This is a genomic window from Vreelandella sp. EE27, from assembly GCF_968206495.1.
Genome location: NZ_OZ309109.1, coordinates 156,874 through 174,361 on the forward strand (window position 1 = coordinate 156,874; position 17,488 = coordinate 174,361).

Here is a 17,488-nt window from a genome sequence, read left to right on the forward strand (position 1 = left end):
CGTTTAATTATCCAGCCACTGCTCGAGCTGGGCGCGGGTCAGTTCGCCGACGTGGATATCCTCGGTGCGCCCGTTCGAGTCGAACAGTAAGGTGGTCGGAAGTCCTGGGGCTTCAAAGCGCGCCATCAGCGTCTGGCTCGGGTCGCGCAGCGCATGGCGAAACGTCAGGTCCTGCTCGTCGAGGTAGCGCACCACGGGCAGCAGGTCTTCGCCCTGGTTGACGATCACCACGCTGATCCCTTCCCGCGCATCGGCTTGTTGCAAAAGCGGCATTTCACGCAGGCACGGCGGGCACCAGGTCGCCCAGAGGTTGACGATGATTCGGTCGCCGCTATCAATAAGGTCGGGCAGGTAGCGCGGGTTGCCGTCGATATCCTCGAGAGTCACCTCGGGCAGTTCAGCGACGGCGAAGCTACCTTGCGGGGCGGATACCATTATCACCACCAGCCAGATGGCCGAGGCCAGGGCGAACAAAATCATGGTCTTGGCCATTGCCTTGAGATTGTCGCGCAGATACCAGCCGCACCACAAAAGCCCGGCCATGAAGCCGCCCAGCGGATGATAGCCTGGCTGCCAGACCTTGAGGGCTTCCAGCGGCTCGCCGGCGAAGCTCGAAAAGTTGAGCGCCACGTAGCTCAGGCGCGCGCCCACCAGCCAGGCAAGCACCAGGCCGTTGAACCAGCGGCTTTTATCGCGGGCCGGCAGTGACAGCAAAAAGCGGCTGGCCAGCAGCAGCGCCAGCGCGCAGCCCAGCGCGTAAAGCCGCGGCAGCGAAATTAGTAGCGGTCCAAGGGCAATCGCGTTCATCGTTTTCTCGTTAAGCAGTTACACTGGTCCACCATATCATGCACGTTGGTTTTTACGGAGATGTCTATGTACCAGTCCCGCGTTGATGTGCTTCGCGCGCTGGCGATTGGGTCCCAGGCGCTGGGCCTTACCCTGATCATTGGTTTGGAAACCGTGATGGGAAACGCCGCCCGCCCCTGGCAGGGCGTGGTGCTGGGCGTGATGCTGGCCGCGGCTTTGTCGATTGCGCTGGCCAGGCTCTACCGAGGTAATCGTCAGCGTAAACAGGCGGATGCGCGCCGGGCGCAGCTGAGTGAGGCCGGATTCGACGATGAATAGCCCTCGGCGGGGGCTCGCCGCGCTTTTTTTCGTGGCCCTGGTCGCGCTTGCCGGCTGTGTCGATAGCGACGTACCGCGGGAGACGCGCACCGCCTTGGCGCTGGACCAGGCGCGTGGGACCTGGCTTGGCGAGCAAGCCGCCGAGGCCCTGGCGGGCCAGGGCGAGCCGGACGGCTTTTCGCTGCTTGCCAACGGCCAGGAGGCGTTTGAAGTGCGCGTGGAACTCATCCACCAGGCCGAGCGCTCGCTCGATATACAGACCTATCTGTTCGGCGATGGCCAGACGACGCGACTGGTGATGGATGAGCTGCTGGCCGCCGCCGAGCGCGGTGTCCGCGTGCGTTTGATCCTCGATGATATGGGGGCGATTGGCCAAGGCGACCGGCTCTCGGCGCTTTCGAGCCATCCCAATATCGAGGTGCGCGTGTTCAACCCGGTGGCGTTTGGCCGCGGCCACCTGGCCACCCGGGTGCTGGCCTCGTTCACCAACCCGACCCAACAGCACCGGCGCATGCACAACAAGCTCTGGATCGCCGATAACAGCGTGGCGATCGCGGGCGGGCGCAACCTGGGCGACGAGTATTTCGATGCCAACGATGCGCTCAACTTTGCCGATCTGGACCTGGTCACCATCGGCCAGGTCGTACCGGCACTCTCGCAAAGTTTCGACGATTACTGGAACTACGCACTCACCCAGCCGATCGCGCGCTACCACTCGGCAAAGGAGGGCGCCTGGCAGGCGCTGGCCCAGCAGCTCAAGGCCTGGCTGGATGAAAACGCCGATGCCGACTACATCGCCGACCTGCGCGCCCTGCCAGGCGAATCGCCGCCCTGGCAGACCCTCTACTGGGGCGTGGGGCGGGCGATGTGGGATGCGCCGGCCAAAGTCGAGCACGACGGCGCGCCGCCCTGGCGCCAAACGCTTTTGGGCGAGCTTTTACAGCACACCCAGGCCCGCGAACGGCTGGTGCTGGTGTCGGCCTACTTCGTTCCCACCGAGGCGAGCGTCGAGCGGCTCGTGGCGCTGGCCGGCGAGGGCGTGGAGGTCGATATCATCACCAATTCCCTGGAGTCCACCGATGCGGCGGTGGTCCACGGCGCCTATACGCCCTGGCGGCCGGCCCTGCTGGAAAGCGGCATTCGCCTATACGAGCTGCGCCCGGAGCAAGAGACCAGCGCCGACGAGGAGGTCGAGGACATGCGCGTGCCCGGCGCCTCGGCCTCGGCGCTGCATATCAAGGCGCTGCGTTTTGACGACCAGGTGTTTATCGGCTCGTTCAACGTCGACCCGCGTTCGGTGCTTTGGAATACCGAGGTAGGCGTTTTGGCGCAGAGCGAGGCGCTTTTGACCGCCTTCGAAGAGCTGATCGACGTCGGCCGCGAGCCCGCCATTAGCTACCGCGTCACCCTCGACGACCAGGGCGCGCCGGGCTGGGAGTACGAGCACGAAAGCGAGATGCGCCGCGTAGACGAAGAGCCCGGCAGCCACTGGCGCCACCTGAACGCCTGGTTTAGCCAGACCTTCAACCTGGCCCCTTTGCTATAAGTCGGCCCCGGCTGCGTTAAGGAGCGTTGGATAAAGCCACTTGTGTTTTCCCGGCTTCGGTTTCAGATTAAGAGAAGCGCTGGCGTAAGCCGGGGCGTCTCACACACCGGGAGCGACGAATAATATGATCAATAAACGCACACTCGTGGCCGCTATCGCGGCGTCTTCTTTGGCCCTGACCGCCACGGCCCAGGCCGAGGTCAAAATTGGCTTTCTGGGGGGCTTTACCGGCGGCATCGAAAGTCTGACACCGCCCATCTTCGAAGGCGCAAAGCTGGCCGTGGCCCAGGTCAACGAGCAGGGCGGCATCCTGGGCGGTGAAACCCTTTCCATGCCGTCCGGCGATACCACCTGTTCTGACGCCTCGGCGGCCTCCAACGCCGCCGACCGTATGGTGAACTCCGAAAACGTCACCGCTATCGTCGGCGCGCTGTGTACCGGCGCCACCATCGCCGCGGCCAACAACGCCGCCATTCCCGGGGGTGTGGTGATGGTCTCCCCGGCCTCGACCGCCCCGGCGGTCACCGAGCTCGACGACAATGGCCTGGTGTTTCGCACCGTGCCCTCGGACGCCTTCCAGGGCGAAATGCTCGCCAAGCTGCTTTTGGACAAGGGCCTCGACTACGTGGCCGTCACCTTCGTGAACAACGACTACGGCCAGGGGCTGGCGGATGCCTTCACCACGGCCTTCGAAGACGGCGGCGGCGAAATCGCCGAAAGCCTGGCCCACGAAGACAACCGCGCCGACTACCGCTCGGAGCTTGGTTCGCTCTCTGCCGGCGGCGCCGACACCCTGGTGGTGCTCGCCTACGCTGACACCTCGGGCCAGACCGTGCTGCGCCAGGCTTATGAGAGCGGCATGTTCACCCAGTACGTGGGCGCCGACGGCATGGTGGGCGATAGCCTGGTCAACGCCATTGGCGCCGACGTGCTCGACGGCATGATCGCCACCCGCCCGGGCAGCCCGGATCTGCCCGGTACCGAGCTTTTCAATAGCGCCGCTGATGAGGCCGGTTTCGACCCCAGCGCCGTGTTCGCAGCCCAAGCGTATGACGCCGCCTTCCTGCTGGCGCTGGCCATCGAGCAAAACGGCAGCGCCGAGCGCGAAGGCCTGGCGGATGCACTGCGCAGCGTGGCAAGCGAACCCGGCGAGGTCATTCTGCCCGGCGAGTGGGAGAAGGCGGTCGAGCTGATCGCCGCCGGTACCGAGATCAACTACGAAGGCGCCTCCGGCTCCCACGAGTTCGATGACAATGGCGACGTACCCGGCGTGGTGGTCGAAATGGCCGTCGAAGACGGCCGCTTCGTCACCAAGGGCCAGCTCGATTTGTAAACCGCTGAACCGCGTATCCAAAAACCTGCCTGGCGTGCTTTTTCACTAGCGCGCCAGGCTCCAGGAAGGCGCCGCCCCCGGGCGGCGCTCGACGTTTAAATCCGCTTCGTACACCCTCGCGACCGTTTCGGGGTCGAGCACGTCCTGCGGGCTTCCCGAGGCGATCCGCCTTCCTTCGTGCATGAGCCATACCCGGTCGGCAAAGATCGTGGCCAGCTTCAGATCGTGGAGCACGCACACCACCGCCAAATGATAGTCCGCTGCCCAGCTACGTAGCCTGCGCATCAGCCGCTGTTGATGGCCGATATCCAGCGCGCTGGTGGGTTCGTCCAGCAGTAAAACCGCCCCGGTCGAGGCGTCCGTGGGGGGCTTTGATAGCAGTTGGCATGCGCCCCGGGCGATCATCACCCGCTGGCGCTCGCCGCCGGAAAGCGACAGCACGCTGCGCCTGGCAAGTGGTGATAGATCCATATCCTCCAGCAGGGTGGCTAAAAGCGCCGAAGAGGGGGTGCTGCCCAGGGCGACGAGCTCCGCCACGGGCCAGTCGAACGCCGGGTGTTCTTGTTGTGCCACCAGGGCGCGTCGACGGGCCAACCGGGTGATCGACCAGCGCTCGAGCGCGATACCGTCCAGCGTGACCGACCCTTGCTCGCAGAGGCGAAACCCGGACAAAAGCTTCAAAAGCGTACTCTTGCCCGCGCCGTTCGGGCCGACCACGGCCACCAGTTCACCGGGGACGAGGGTATCGGTGAGCGGCGCAAGGGCCGGGGTCGTGGTCAACCCGGCCTGATGGAGCGTGAGCATCAGTGGCCTCGGCGCAGCAGCAGAAAGAGAAAGTAGGGCCCGCCCAAAAGGCTCGTTAAAAGCCCGACGGGGATCTCCGCCGGCGGGGCCAGCGTTCGCGCCAGCGTATCGGCCACGACCAGCAGCAGCGCGCCGCCCAGCATCGAGGCGGGCAGCAGCAGGCGGTGGTTGGGGCCAAGCCCCAGGCGCAGGCAGTGGGGCACCAGTAGCCCCAAAAAGCCGATCACGCCGGTTAGCGCCACGCAGAGCCCGACGCCGAGCGAGGTAGCCACGATAATGTGGCGTTTCAAGCGCGCCCCGTCGAGGCCGGCGGCGTGAGCGGTGGTTTCGCCGAGCTGAAGAAGATCCAGCGCCGGCGCGCTTCGCAGCAGCATGAAAAGGGCCATGCTCACCACGACCAGGGCCAGCACGGTGGTGCGCCAAAGCGCGTTGGTCAGCGTCCCCATGCCCCAAAGGCTTAGCTGGCGAAGCTGCTCGTCGCTTGCGATAAACGCCAGAATGCCGCCGCCGGCCCCGGCCAGGGTGTTGATCGCAAGCCCCGCCAGCAGCAGGGTCATGACCGCGGCGCTGCCCCCGCCCTGGCGTTTGGCGATCGCGAAGACCAGCAGGCAGACGCAGAGCGCCCCGAGAAAGCCGGCCAGAAACTGGCCATACAGGCTAACGCCGCCGCTGCCCTGGAACAGCACGATCCAAAGCGCCACGAAAAGCCCCGCGCCGCTGGCAAGCCCCAAAAGCGTCGGGTCGGCCAAAGGGTTGCGAAAAAGCCCCTGCATGGCGGCGCCGCTGCCGGCGAGCATGGCCCCGACCGCTACGCCCAATAAAAGGCGCGGCAAGCGAAGCTGCCACCATACGTGGGTATCGAAGGCGTCCGCCTGGCCGGTTAAAAGCCGCCAAGGCGAAATGCCCAGCGCCCCGGAGGCCCCCGCCCAGCCAAGCGCGACTAAAAGCGCCAGGCCAAGGCCCCAAAGCACCCGCCCGCGGCGCTCGAGCAGCGGGCGGTGAAACGAGCGTAAAGAGTGGATCATGGCGCTGCTTGCGCGGCCTCGCGGTTCATGGCCTCGGCAACGGCCTGGTGAAGCGCCAGCAGATGGGCCGGCGTGCGCGGGCCAAAGCCAAGTAGCGCCTGGTCGTCGATCACCACCAGCCGCTCGGCCTCGCCTGCCGGGGTCAGCGCCATGCCGGGAAGCTGCCAAAGCGCGGCTTCGCCGCCCAGCGCTTCGAGGCCGCGGGCGGACATGACGACGATATCCGGTGCTTCACGCACCAGCGCCTCGGCCCCGACACTTTGATAGCCCTGCATGGTGGCAAACGCGTTGTCGGCGCCAATGGCTTCAAGGGCGGTATGCGCGGCGGTGGCGTTGCCTGCCGCTCGGGGTGTCATGCCGCTGTGGTGCAAAATGAACATCGCCCGGGTAGCGGGCAGGGCGGGTTGCTCGGCCAGCCGGTTAAGCTCTTCATCGATTTGGTCGGCAAGCGCTTGCCCGGCCTCCACCTGGCCTGTGTGGCGGGCTATGTCGCGCACCTTGTTTTCGATCGAGGCCAGGGTGTCCGGGGCGTCGATCAGCATGATCTCGACCCCGGCCTGAGTGAGCTGCTCGAGCGTCTGTTGGGGCCCGGCATGTTCGTTGGCGATCACGTGGGTCGGTTTGACCGAAAGCAGACTCTCGGCGGAGAGCCTACGCAGATAACCCACCGAGGGAAGGGCTGCCATCGACGCCGGGTAGACGACGGTGTCGTCCCGGGCCACCACGTCGAGGGCGGGCGCTACCTGTGCCAGGGTTTCGGCAACGTCGCCCCCGAGTACTACCCAGCGCTCATCCGCGGCGGCGGTCAGGCTAAACAGCGCCGTCAACGCACCCAGCATCCATGTGGCCACTCTCTTCATAACACTACCTTCATTCAAAGGCTCCTTGTGGGTCGGTAAGCGCCGTGAAAAGCTCACGCCACTCGAGGCGCTCGCGTGCGCGGGTCGTCTTTAAACGTTACCACTGCCAGTTGAGGGTAGCCAGTAAGCTGCGGCCATCGCCGAGGCTTCCGTCCGGGCGGTACCACACCTTGTCGCCCAGATTCGCCAGGCGAAGCGATGTGTCCACCTTCGGGGTGAGCTGCCAGGCCAGGTGCGCATCGAAAAGGGCGTAGCCGGGCAGGCGCGCAGCGGCGTCCTGTTTATCGAAGGCGCGGGCGAAGCGGCCCTGAGCGCCCAGACGCAGGGCCGGGTCGAAAAGTGCCACTTCGCCGCCCAGGCTCGCCTCCAGCGGTGTCTGGCTGCCGAGGGCTTCGCCGCTATCGCGATCCTTACCAGAGACTTCGGAAAGCCCGGCAAAGCCGGTAACGCCGGGCAGGGCGCTGGGCTGCCAGGCAATGCGCGTATCGAAGCCCCAAAGCGCTGCACGCTGCACGTTCACCGCCTGGGTGGTGCCGGCCATGATGTCGACCTGGGTGTCGATAAAGTCGTCGGCGCGGGTGTCGAAGTAGCTGGCGCGAAGCTGCCAGTCGCCCCGGTGCCAGACGAGCCCGCTCTCCCAGGTGTGGCTGGTTTCCGGTGACAGCGACGGGTTGGGCATCCAGTAGTTGTCCGGGGTGCAAAAGGCCGGCCCGGCGCAGAAGCCGGCGAAGTGGCGCTCGTCGGCGTAAAGCTCGGAAAGGCTGGGCGCCCTAAACGCCTCGGCGTAGCCCGAGAAGAACATCAGGCCATCCACCGGGCGCCAGGCCACTCTAAGTCGCGGTGAAACCCGGTCGTGAACGCTATCCTCTCCGTTTTGCCCGCTGGCATCATAGCGGTCGAAACGTGCCCCAAGGCCCAAATCGAACGCGCCGGCACCCCCTTCGTCGACGTACGCCCCCGCGCTCAGCGTGGTATCGAGATAGGCGGCCTGGGTTTCGATATCCGCGCGGGGAAAGCCGTTGGCGTGCTGGGAGGGGCGTTGGCGCGTCTTCTCCAGTTCCCCACCGAAGGCGAGGGTTTGCGAAAGCCAGCCGGGCTCCATTTGATGGTAGCCATCGCTTTGCAGCCCGACCCGGTCGAGCCGGCGAGTGGCCCGGTCGTCCTCGATATCCTGCTGACTGAACGTGAGCCGGGACGTAACGTCGGTCCCCGGTCCTGGCTGCCAGCGGTGGCCAAGCTGCACGTTATCGCTTGTTACGTCGCGCTCGCGAAGCGCGTTGCTTGGGCTCACCGCCCGCTGCTGCGGGTTGGCCGGCTGGGTGGCGCGCTCGTCGTAGTGCTGCCAGCTAACGAAGAGACGCTGTTCGCGGCTCGGCTCCCAGCCGCCCTTGAGCAGCAGGCTGTTGAGCGCGGCGTCGTCTGGGGCCTCGTCCCCGCCGGCGCGGCGGATATCGCCGGATTCGCTGCGACCAAAGGAGATGAGCCCGTCGAGGGCGCCTCGGTCGGTGTCGCGCCGGCCAAAGGCGGCCACGTTGGTACGCCACTCGTTGCTGGCGCTGGCGCCACCCACGGAGAGGCGCGCGCCGCTATTTTCGCCGGGGCGCAGCAGGTCGTCGGCATCGACGCTATCAAAGCTTACGACGCCGCCCATGGCGTTGCTGCCGTAAAGACTCGACAGCGCGCCGCGGGCGATCTGCACTTCTTTGATCAGCGCCGGGTCGAGAAAGAAATTGCCCACGTGGCCGGTCGCGATATCCTGGCGCACGCCGTCCAGGCGCACCAGCACGCCCTGGCGGTCGAACCCTCGCATGCTCAGGGTTTGGCCGTTACGCCGCCCCTGCCCGCCCACGTGAAGGCCCGGCTGACGGCTCAATACGTCCTCCACCCGGGCTGCCGTGGCAAGCACCGCATCGTCGCGGTCGATGATGTTGACGATCAGCGGCGCGCGGGAAAGATCGACCGGCGTGCGAGTGCCGGTCACGGTCATCGGTTCGAGGACCTCGTTGGCCAACGCGGCAGGGGCGAGCAGTGGTAGCAGGGCAAGACAAAATGGACGAAGAGAGACGTGATGAGTCATGAGCCGGGTAGTTCCAACCAGTTAAGAGAAGAGGTGGGCTGGCTGGGTACGCCGCGGCGTTACCTGGCTTGCGTTTAAAAAGCGGTCAGGCGGTGAGAATGAGCTTGCCGCTTTTGGTGCGCCGGAGCACGTAGCGACGATTCTCATGCACGATCACGAGCTCACCGGCGCTGCCCAATAACGTGCGGCTATCCACCTGGCGAGAGGCGTTGTCTTGGAAAACGTTGTCCTGGGAGTCGGTAACGGTCGACGACGGCAGAGAAGACATGAGAGCTTATTACCTGTGCTAATGATAACTATTAGCATTAAATTAACAAAACCCTATTCAGGACTCAAGCTTGGCCGGACGCAACGCCGCGTTGTGGCCGCCGCACCGGGTGAAAAAGTAGCGCAGTGAAAAGTAACGGGGTGGAAATATCCTGGGGGCAAGCACTAGGCGGCGGGTATAAAAAAACGCCCCGGGCCAGGCCCAGGGGCGTTTTCCAAAAGCGCAGGCTAGCCGTGGGTCTTGATGCTCTCCGGCAACAGCCCCTTGGGCGCGAAGCGCAGGACCAGGGTGATCAACATACCGATCACTAGCACCCTGGCTTGTAGCGCGCGGCTATCCATATTGCTGGGTAGCTCCCAGCCTGCGCCTTCGCCAAGGCTTACCACCAGCTGCATGATGAAAAGCGCCAGCGGCTCGGACATGATCCAGATGATGTATACCGCCACGGCGCCGAAGATCGTGCCCAGGTTGTTGCCCGGCCCGCCGAGGATCACCATCACCAGCACCAAAAAGGTGTGATTGAGCGGCAGATACCCCTGGGGGTCGAAGAGGCTGTTGAAGGTGCCCAGCACGCCGCCGCCCAGGCCCATCAGGATGCAACCCAGTACGAAAATCTCCAGCCGGCGCTTGTTAATATCCTTGCCCATCGCCGCCGAGGAGACTTCGTTGTCGCGAATCGCGCGGATCATTCGCCCCCAGGGGGCGTGGTAGGCGCGGTGCAGCAAAAAGAAGATCGCCGCGATGATCACCGCGGTCAGCGACAGATAGATCGCCCGGGATAAGGTAAAGCCGAGCTCTGCCGGGCCCGGGGTGGGCCAGGGCAGCGGCGACACCGTGGCGGTGCCGCGGGTCAGCCAGTCGGAGTTTTTCAAAAACGCCTTGATGATCTCGGCGATGCCAAGTGTGGCGATCGCCAGGTAGTCGCTTCTAAGCCCCAGGCAGATATGGCCGATGAAGTAGCCCACGCCACCCGCAAGTAAGCCGCCGACGATCCAGCCGACCCAGGGCGGCAGACCAAAGCCGCCGACGAAGCCCGCGCGATTTTGAATCTCGCCGGTCACCTCGCGTAGTAGACTGATCACCGCCAGGTAGAGCACCACCGCCAGCACCACGGTGATAATCGTACGCAAGAGCTTGGGCACGCCGACGCGGTCGAGTTTGCTCGCGCCGACCACCACCAGCACCGCAGCCACCCCGTAAAGCAGCACCCGGCCCAGTTCCCCGGGCAGCTCGGTGCCCCAAAAGGCGTCGTTGACCGGCACGCTGAAGAGCATCGCGCAGAAGCCGCCGAGGGCCACGAAGCCCATGACGCCGGCGTTGAACTGCCCGGCGTAGCCCCACTGGATGGTCAGGCCCAGCGCCAGAATGGCGTAGCAGGCCGCCTCGACCAGCATGCGCGTGCTGTAGGCCGCGCCCATCATGGCGTAAACGCCCAGCACGGCAACGAGCAGCCCGGCGAAGAGCACCAGCTCGCGCACCGGGAAGCGGCGCGTCACGGTGGCGTCTTTGGGCGTGTAGGATGCGTTTCGTTCGTTCATCAGATCACCTTACCCTTGAACAGCCCCGTTGGGCGCCATACCAGAATGGCCAGCAGAATGAAAAACGGCACCACGATCTTGTACTCGGTGCCCACGAACGCCAGGTTCGAGGGAAGCTCGAGCCAGTCCGGCAAACTGTCCCGGAACGGGCGCAGCAGCACGTTCCAGTTGAACACCGCCAGGGTTTCGGCAAAGCCGACCACGAAGCCGCCGGCGATCGCCCCGTAGGGGTGACCCACCCCGCCCACGATCGCCGCGGCGAAAATCGGCAGCAGCAAAAAGAAGCTCAAGTCCGGTTTGAAGGTGACGTCCAGCGATAAAAGCGTACCGGCAATCGCCGCCAGGCCCCCGGCAATCACCCAGGTGACCGCCACGATGGTATTGGTGTTGATGCCCGAGGCCTGGGCGAGCTCCGGGTTATCCGACATGGCGCGCATCGCCTTGCCAAGGCGCGAGCGGTTCAGAAACACCGCCAGCGCGACTACCGCGACGATCGTAATCACGAACAGATAGAGCTGTGGCTCGGTGACCACGATCGGCGCGCGGGCGCCCTCGAAGGGCAGGGCGAGGCGGAAGATCTCCTTGCGGTCGTCGACGTAAAGGCTCTGGCCGCTGGTGCCGGCAAACAGGCGAATCAAACCCTGCAGCATCAGGGTGACGCCTAATGATCCGATCACCATGACGATGGGTTTCACACCAAAGGCGCGCAGCGGCTTGTAGAACGCCTTGTCGATACCCACGGCGAGCAGCGCGGTCAGTATCATCGCCAGCGGCAGCATGATCAGCGCCGTGGGTACGCCGATGCTCGGCCCGAGGGTCGGAAAGGCGGTGGTCAGCAGCAGTACCATGAAAGCGCCGAAGGTCATCATGTCCGCGTGGGCGAAATGGGCAAAGCGCATGATGCTGAAAATCAGCGTCACGCCGATCGCACCGATGGCGTAGATCGAGCCGGTGACGCTGCCGGCGATCACCACGTTGTTGATAAAAAAGACCAGTTCGTTCACAGCGTTCTCCCCCGGGCTAGCCGCCCAAAAAGCTTTTGGCGACATCCGGGTCAGCGAGCAGCGCCGCCCCCGTATCGGTAAAACGGTTCTGGCCGGCGGCCAGCACGAAACCCTTGTCGGCAATCGCCAGCGCTTGCCTGGCGTTCTGCTCGACCATCAAAATACCCACGCCCGCGGCGTTGATCTTTTTCACCCGATCGAAGATCTCGTTCATGTAGAGCGGCGAGAGCCCGGCGGTGGGCTCGTCGAGCAACAAGAGCGTGGGTTCGGCCATCAGCGCCCGGCCCATGGCGACCATTTGGCGCTGCCCGCCGGAGAGCTCGCCGGCGGGCTGGCGGCGCTTGTCCTTGAGCGGCGGAAAGAACTCATACACCTGTTCGAGCATGCGCTTGACGTTGTGTGGCTTCAAATACGCGCCCATCTCCAGATTCTCTTTCACCGACAGACTCGGGAAGACGTTTTTCTCCTGGGGGACGAAGCCCATGCCGCGCTTGACCAGCTGGTTGGGGGGCAGGTTCTGGATCGGCTCGCCGTTGAGCAAAATGTCGCCCTGGTTGACGTTCAAAAGGCCGAATACTGCTTTGAGCATGGTGGACTTGCCGGCGCCGTTGGGGCCGACGATCACGCCGATTTCATCGGCGTAAAGGGTCATTTCGACCCCGTTCAGAATGTTCATGCTGCCGTAGCCGCCGTGCACGTCGCGGGCGCGCAGTAGCGGCGTCGGCGCAGCGTTGGGTGACGCATCAATCGACATGGTCAACGTGTCTCGACGTAGTAGTGGTTGTTGTACGAGGCGTGTTTTTACGCGGCGTCGGTGCCGAAATAGGCCTCGATCACCTCGGGGTTGTTCTGAATTTCTTCGATGGAACCTTCCACCATGACGCTGCCCTGGGCGAGCACGATGACCGGGTCGCAGAGTCTTGCGATCATGTCCATGTCGTGCTCGATGACCAAAAAGGTGTAGCCCATTTCCCGGTTCAGCCGCTCGATGTTGCCGATCAGCTCGCCCAGCAGCGTGCGGTTGACGCCGGCGGCGATCTCGTCGAGCAGCACCACTTTGGCGTCGGTCATCATGGTGCGACCCAGCTCCAAAAGCTTTTTCTGCCCGCCGGAAAGATTGCCCGCCAGTTCGTTGCGCACGTGGTGCAGGCCAACGAAATCGATCACCTCCAGCGCCCGGCGGCGAACCTCGGCCTCTTGCTCGCGCACGAGCGAAGGCTTGAACCAGGTGTTGAAAAGGCTTTCTCCGGCCTGATTCGGTGGCACCATCATCAGGTTTTCCAGCGCGCTCATCTGGCTGAATTCGTGAGCGATCTGAAAGGTACGCAAAAGTCCCTTGTGAAAGCGCGCGTCGGCGGAAAGCCGGGTGATCTCCTCGCCTTCGAGCAGAATACGACCGCTATCCGGAATCAGCGAGCCCGCGATCAGGTTGAAAAGCGTCGATTTACCCGCCCCGTTGGGGCCGATCATGCCGGTAACCGAGCCTTTCTCGACGTGAATCGAGCAATCGTTGATGACGTGGAGCCCACCGAAGGCTTTATTGACGTTTTGTACTTCGATAATGGGGGTCATGGTGTCCTCATGCCTGGCAAGGCAAGCGCCCCCGATACACTTTGACAACGGCTCATGTGAAGGAGGGTCCCTGTCCGGGCGCCGGGTCGCATCGCGATCCAAACGGCTGTATGAATTGTAGTGTGCACGCGTTCTCGTGGCGCGCTTCGAGGTCTACTCTGCGATAGATTCGCCCCGCTTTCCAGCCCCTTTGCGTTTAGGCTGCGTTAACCCGATCAAGCGAAGCCGCCCGGCAGACATGCTAGCGCGCGAACCTGCGCGCACAAAAAAGCCCGCGCGATGGCGGGCTTTCGATGGCGGGCGGCGGGCTTATTTCTTGCCGGCGCGCTTACGCTCGTTCTCGGTCAGGTGCTTCTTGCGCAGACGGATGTGCGAAGGCGTCACTTCTACCAGCTCGTCGGAGTCGAGGAATTCGATCGCCTGCTCCAGGGTGAACTTGATCGGCGGCGTCAGCACGATGTTCTCGTCGTTACCGGTGGAGCGCATGTTGTCGAGCTTCTTGCCCTTGGTCGGGTTGACGACCATATCGTTGGCCCGGTTGTTGATGCCGATCAGCATGCCTTCGTACACTTCGGTGGCGTGGTCGATGATCAGCTTGCCGCGCTCTTGCAGGGTGTAAAGCGCGTAGGAGAGCGCCTTACCGTCGACCATGGAGACCAGCACGCCGTTGCGACGCTCGATGGAGGCGTCGGGCTTGAGCGGGCCGTAGTGATCGAAACGGCTGGTCAGAATGCCGGTGCCGGAGGTCAGCGTCAAAAACTGGCCACGGAAGCCGATCAAGCCGCGTGCCGGAATGATGAAGTCCAGGCGTACACGGCCCTTGCCATCCGGGTTCATGTTGGAAAGCTCGCCCTTGCGGTAGCCGAGCTCTTCCATGATCGCGCCCTGATGCTGCTCTTCGCAGTCGATGATGACTTCTTCGTAGGGCTCCTGCTTCTCGCCGTCGATCTCCTTGATGATGACTTCCGGGCGGCCCACGGCCAGCTCGAAACCTTCACGACGCATGGACTCGATGAGTACCGACAAGTGTAGCTCGCCGCGTCCGGAGACCTTGAATTTCTCCGGCGTTTCGCCCTGCTCGACCCGCAGCGCCACGTTGTGGATCAGCTCCTGGTCGAGGCGGTCGCGAATGTTACGGCTGGTGACGTACTTGCCGTCTTTACCGGCGAAGGGCGAGTCGTTGACCTGGAAGGTCATGGAGACGGTCGGCTCGTCGACGGTCAGCGCCGGCAGTGCCTCGACGGCGCTCGAGTCGCAGAGCGTATCGGAGATCGCCAGGTCTTCGATGCCAGTGATGCAGACGATGTCGCCGGCGGTGGCTTCGTCGGTCTGCACGCGATCCAGGCCCAGGTGGGTCATCACCTGGCCGATCTTGCCCTTACGGGTCGCGCCTTCCTTGGTGATGACGCTGATCTGCTGGCCAGGCTTGACGCTGCCGCGCTTGATGCGGCCAAGGCCGATAACGCCCACGTAGCTGTTGTAGTCCAGCGCTGAGATCTGCATCTGGAAGGGGCCGTCGAGTTCGACCTTGGGCGGCTCGACGATGTTGACGATCGATTTGAACATGGGGTCCATGTTCTCTTCGAGGGCGTCCGGCTCCATGCCCGCAATGCCGTTGAGCGCGGAGCAGTAGATGATCGGGAAGTCGAGCTGCTCGTCGGAAGCGCCCAGGTTGTCGAACAGATCGAAAATCTGGTCGATGACCCAGTCAGGACGCGCGCCGGGGCGGTCGATCTTGTTGACCACGACGATCGGCTTCAGGCCCTGGGCGAAGGCTTTCTGGGTCACGAAGCGGGTTTGTGGCATCGGGCCGTCGACGGCGTCGACCAGCAGCAGTACCGAGTCGACCATCGACATCACGCGCTCGACCTCGCCACCGAAATCGGCGTGTCCAGGGGTGTCCACGATGTTGATGTGGTAGTCCTTGCCCTCACCATCCTGCCACCGAATAGCGGTGTTCTTGGCCAGGATGGTGATGCCGCGTTCCTTCTCCTGGTCGTTGGAGTCCATGATACGTTCCTGGCCTTCGGCCTTGCGGTCGAGGGTGCCGGACTGGCTCAGGAGTTTGTCGACCAGGGTAGTCTTACCGTGGTCAACGTGGGCGATAATGGCAATGTTACGAAGATTCTCGATCACGACGCGATCCTGCTGGAAAAATAGGGCGGCATTATAGGGTCTGGGTAGGCCTTACTACCAGCGCTGTCTTAAATAAAGGGGCAAGTCAATAACCCAAAGGCGGCAGTTTTCGCCGCTATGGCGCTTCCGGTAAGATAGGCGTTTTCCCAACTGGGGCAAGGACATGACCATCGGTAACCTGATGCGTTTGTTAAGCGATGGCGAGGTCCATTCCGGTGAAGCGCTCGGCCAGGCGCTGGGCGTTTCCCGCGCCGCGGTGTGGAAACAGCTTAAAAAGCTGGAGGCCATGGGGGTGGAGCTCGTCGCCGTGAAAGGGCGCGGGTACCGATTGGCCCACCCGCTGGAGCCGCTGGAAGGCCAGCAGGTAGTGGCTAAGCTACCCGCCGAGGCGCGCCACCTGCTGGCGCGGCTGTTCGTCGAAGACCAGCTCCCCTCGAGCAACGAGTACCTGCGTGCGCGCTTCGATCAGGGCGCCGGCCACGGCGAGGTGTGCCTGGTCGAGCTGCAAACCGCCGGGCGGGGTCGCCGCGGCCGCGTGTGGTCCACGCCCTGGGGGCAGAGTTTGATGATGTCGCTGGGCTGGCGCTTCGAGGCCGGGGTGGCCTCGCTGGAAGGGTTGAGCCTGGCGGTGGGGGTGGTCGTCTGCCAGGTGCTCGAGCGCCATGGCGTGGCGCCCAAACTCAAGTGGCCCAACGACATCCTGCTGGCCGAGCAGGGCCGCGAACTGGGCAAGCTGGCGGGTATTTTGATCGAGGTGACCGGCGACGCCGCTGGCCCCTGCGAGGCCGTGATTGGCATGGGCATGAATTTGTCGCTGCCCGAGAGTCTTCGCGAGAGCATCGGCCAGCCGGTGGCCGCGCTTTTCGACGAAAAGCCGGGCCTCTCGCGCAACCAGCTGGCCGCCGAGGTGATCGCCGGGCTTTTGGCCATGCTGGCCGAGTTCGAAGAGAGTGGCTTTGGGGTGTGGCGCGACGCCTGGAACGCGCGCCACGCCTACGCGGGCTTGAGCGTTCGCGTGCTCCAGGGCGTGGGTGAAAGCGAAGCGGTGGCCGGGGATGTAGACGAGAGCGGCAACCTTTGGGTCACCGAAGACGGTCAGCCGCGGCGTTTGTCCGGCGGTGAGATCAGCGTACGCAGGCGCTTATGATTTTAGATCTGGATATTGGCAATACGCTCTCCAAGTGGCGCCTAAAAGATGCGGCCAGCAGCGAAATACGCTCCCGCGGCGCGGTATGGACCCGGGAGGAGTGGCGCCCCGGGGCGGACATACCGGATCTCGACGTCGTCGAGGCGGTACGTATTTCGAGCGTGGCGCGGGCGGCGGTGCTGGGCGATACCGTCAAACTGCTGCGCCGCCAGGTGCGTCAGGTCCATGTCGCCCGGTCGCTGCCGGAATCGCTGGGCGTGGTCAACGGCTATGAGGAGCCGGGCAAGCTCGGGGTGGATCGCTGGATGGGTGCGCTAGCCGGCTATCAGTTGGCCGGGGGCTGCTGCGTGGTGGACTGCGGCAGCGCCATCACCATCGACTTCGTGTTGCCCGGCGGCGTGCATTTAGGGGGCTTCATCGTGCCGGGCCTTCGCTTGATGAAAGAGAGCCTGAAACTCGGCACGCGCAACGTGGCCATCGACCCGGACAGCGAAGCCGATGCGCTGCTGGAGCCTGGCCGGCGCACGGTGGATGCGGTGAATCACGGTATCTACATGGCGGCGGTCAGTGCGATCAATCGTATTTATAGCGAAGTGTGCGACCAGCAGGGCGTGGCGCTTCCGATGCTGCTCACCGGCGGCGATGCTCGGGTGGTGTCGCGCGGGGTGCGGGTGCCCCACGCAGTGTGGCCGGACATGGTATACGGCGGGCTGGAGGCGAGCTTTCCGCTGACTTTCGCCGAACGCGCCGGAAAAATGGCCGGTGCGCCGAGGGTGCCCGAGCCCGTGGCGCTTGAAAAAATTCGCGCGGCGCTTGCATTTTCCATGCTGCTTTGACAGAATGCAGCGCGTTCCAAGGCAGTAGGTCAGCGTGAAAGCGCGACAGGTTATCCTGAAAAGTCATGATAAATTAAGTAAATATCTGGCTTGACACTGTTTTGGAGGCTGGCATAATGTGCCGCCACAGCTGGAGAGGTTCCCGAGTGGCCAAAGGGAGCAGACTGTAAATCTGCCGCGAAAGCTTCGAAGGTTCGAATCCTTCCCTCTCCACCAG

General features: G+C 63.9%; 16 protein-coding genes and 1 tRNA gene. 6 read left to right on the plus strand and 11 right to left on the minus strand.

Annotation, left to right across the window (positions count from 1 at the left end):
* Window positions 1-3 precede the first annotated feature (3 nt).
* On the minus strand, window positions 4-807 hold the full coding sequence (locus ACWHVV_RS00720; RefSeq protein ID WP_447927651.1) for a prolipoprotein diacylglyceryl transferase family protein: 804 nt from the start codon (window positions 805-807) through the stop codon (window positions 4-6).
* A 66-nt stretch (window positions 808-873) separates the two neighbouring features.
* Between ACWHVV_RS00720 and ACWHVV_RS00725 the strand changes: the two genes are divergently transcribed.
* The 3 genes from ACWHVV_RS00725 to ACWHVV_RS00735 all read left to right on the plus strand — a co-directional run bounded on the left by ACWHVV_RS00725 (window position 874) and on the right by ACWHVV_RS00735 (window position 4,004).
* Entirely contained in the window at window positions 874-1,125 is a 252-nt protein-coding gene (locus ACWHVV_RS00725) for a hypothetical protein (protein ID WP_447927652.1), read from the plus strand.
* Window positions 1,118-2,671, plus strand: coding sequence for a phospholipase D family protein (locus ACWHVV_RS00730; protein WP_447927653.1), 1,554 nt, complete (start codon window positions 1,118-1,120; stop codon window positions 2,669-2,671). Before ACWHVV_RS00725 ends, ACWHVV_RS00730 begins: the two co-directional genes overlap by 8 nt.
* A gap of 124 nt (window positions 2,672-2,795) precedes the next feature.
* Entirely contained in the window at window positions 2,796-4,004 is a 1,209-nt protein-coding gene (locus ACWHVV_RS00735) for an ABC transporter substrate-binding protein (protein ID WP_447927654.1), read from the plus strand.
* Between the two features lie 45 nt (window positions 4,005-4,049).
* Here ACWHVV_RS00735 and ACWHVV_RS00740 read toward each other — a convergent pair whose 3' ends face one another.
* From ACWHVV_RS00740 to typA, 10 genes are all read right to left on the minus strand, one after another.
* Window positions 4,050-4,808: an ATP-binding cassette domain-containing protein gene (locus tag ACWHVV_RS00740; RefSeq protein WP_447927655.1), complete on the minus strand. Its 759-nt coding sequence runs from the start codon at window positions 4,806-4,808 to the stop codon at window positions 4,050-4,052.
* Window positions 4,808-5,833 (minus strand): FecCD family ABC transporter permease, encoded by a 1,026-nt coding sequence (locus tag ACWHVV_RS00745; RefSeq protein ID WP_447927656.1) that lies wholly within the window; start codon window positions 5,831-5,833, stop codon window positions 4,808-4,810. Before ACWHVV_RS00745 ends, ACWHVV_RS00740 begins: the two co-directional genes overlap by 1 nt.
* Window positions 5,830-6,693 carry a heme/hemin ABC transporter substrate-binding protein gene (locus tag ACWHVV_RS00750; protein ID WP_447927657.1) on the minus strand — a complete coding sequence of 288 codons (864 nt, stop codon included), beginning with the start codon at window positions 6,691-6,693 and terminating at the stop codon, window positions 5,830-5,832. The genes ACWHVV_RS00745 and ACWHVV_RS00750 overlap by 4 nt, the downstream gene beginning before the upstream one ends.
* A 97-nt stretch (window positions 6,694-6,790) precedes the next feature.
* Window positions 6,791-8,770 carry a TonB-dependent receptor domain-containing protein gene (locus ACWHVV_RS00755; RefSeq protein ID WP_447927658.1) on the minus strand — a complete coding sequence of 660 codons (1,980 nt, stop codon included), beginning with the start codon at window positions 8,768-8,770 and terminating at the stop codon, window positions 6,791-6,793.
* Window positions 8,771-8,855: 85 nt separating this feature from the next.
* Entirely contained in the window at window positions 8,856-9,038 is a 183-nt protein-coding gene (hemP, locus tag ACWHVV_RS00760; protein ID WP_447927659.1) for a hemin uptake protein HemP, read from the minus strand.
* Window positions 9,039-9,265: 227 nt separating this feature from the next.
* The gene (locus ACWHVV_RS00765) at window positions 9,266-10,576 is read right to left on the minus strand and encodes a branched-chain amino acid ABC transporter permease (RefSeq protein WP_447927660.1); all 1,311 of its coding nucleotides are present in this window, start codon (window positions 10,574-10,576) and stop codon (window positions 9,266-9,268) included.
* Complete coding sequence (locus ACWHVV_RS00770; RefSeq protein WP_447927661.1) at window positions 10,576-11,580, minus strand: branched-chain amino acid ABC transporter permease; 1,005 nt, start codon at window positions 11,578-11,580, stop codon at window positions 10,576-10,578. The genes ACWHVV_RS00765 and ACWHVV_RS00770 overlap by 1 nt, the downstream gene beginning before the upstream one ends.
* A 16-nt stretch (window positions 11,581-11,596) precedes the next feature.
* Window positions 11,597-12,334, minus strand: coding sequence for an ABC transporter ATP-binding protein (locus ACWHVV_RS00775; protein WP_447927662.1), 738 nt, complete (start codon window positions 12,332-12,334; stop codon window positions 11,597-11,599).
* Window positions 12,335-12,381: 47 nt separating this feature from the next.
* Window positions 12,382-13,152, minus strand: a complete 771-nt coding sequence (locus tag ACWHVV_RS00780) for an ABC transporter ATP-binding protein (protein ID WP_447927663.1) — start codon at window positions 13,150-13,152, stop codon at window positions 12,382-12,384.
* Between the two features lie 309 nt (window positions 13,153-13,461).
* Window positions 13,462-15,288, minus strand: coding sequence for a translational GTPase TypA (typA, locus tag ACWHVV_RS00785; protein WP_447927664.1), 1,827 nt, complete (start codon window positions 15,286-15,288; stop codon window positions 13,462-13,464).
* A 163-nt stretch (window positions 15,289-15,451) separates the two neighbouring features.
* Here typA and ACWHVV_RS00790 point away from each other — a divergent pair, with 163 nt between their 5' ends.
* The 3 genes from ACWHVV_RS00790 (at window position 15,452) to ACWHVV_RS00800 (ending at window position 17,487) form a co-directional block, all read left to right on the plus strand.
* The gene (locus tag ACWHVV_RS00790; RefSeq protein ID WP_447927665.1) at window positions 15,452-16,435 is read left to right on the plus strand and encodes a biotin--[acetyl-CoA-carboxylase] ligase; all 984 of its coding nucleotides are present in this window, start codon (window positions 15,452-15,454) and stop codon (window positions 16,433-16,435) included.
* The gene (locus ACWHVV_RS00795; protein WP_447927666.1) at window positions 16,432-17,271 is read left to right on the plus strand and encodes a type III pantothenate kinase; all 840 of its coding nucleotides are present in this window, start codon (window positions 16,432-16,434) and stop codon (window positions 17,269-17,271) included. Before ACWHVV_RS00790 ends, ACWHVV_RS00795 begins: the two co-directional genes overlap by 4 nt.
* Before the next feature lie 132 nt (window positions 17,272-17,403).
* A tRNA-Tyr gene (locus tag ACWHVV_RS00800) sits at window positions 17,404-17,487 on the plus strand.
* Window position 17,488: the final 1 nt, after the last annotated feature.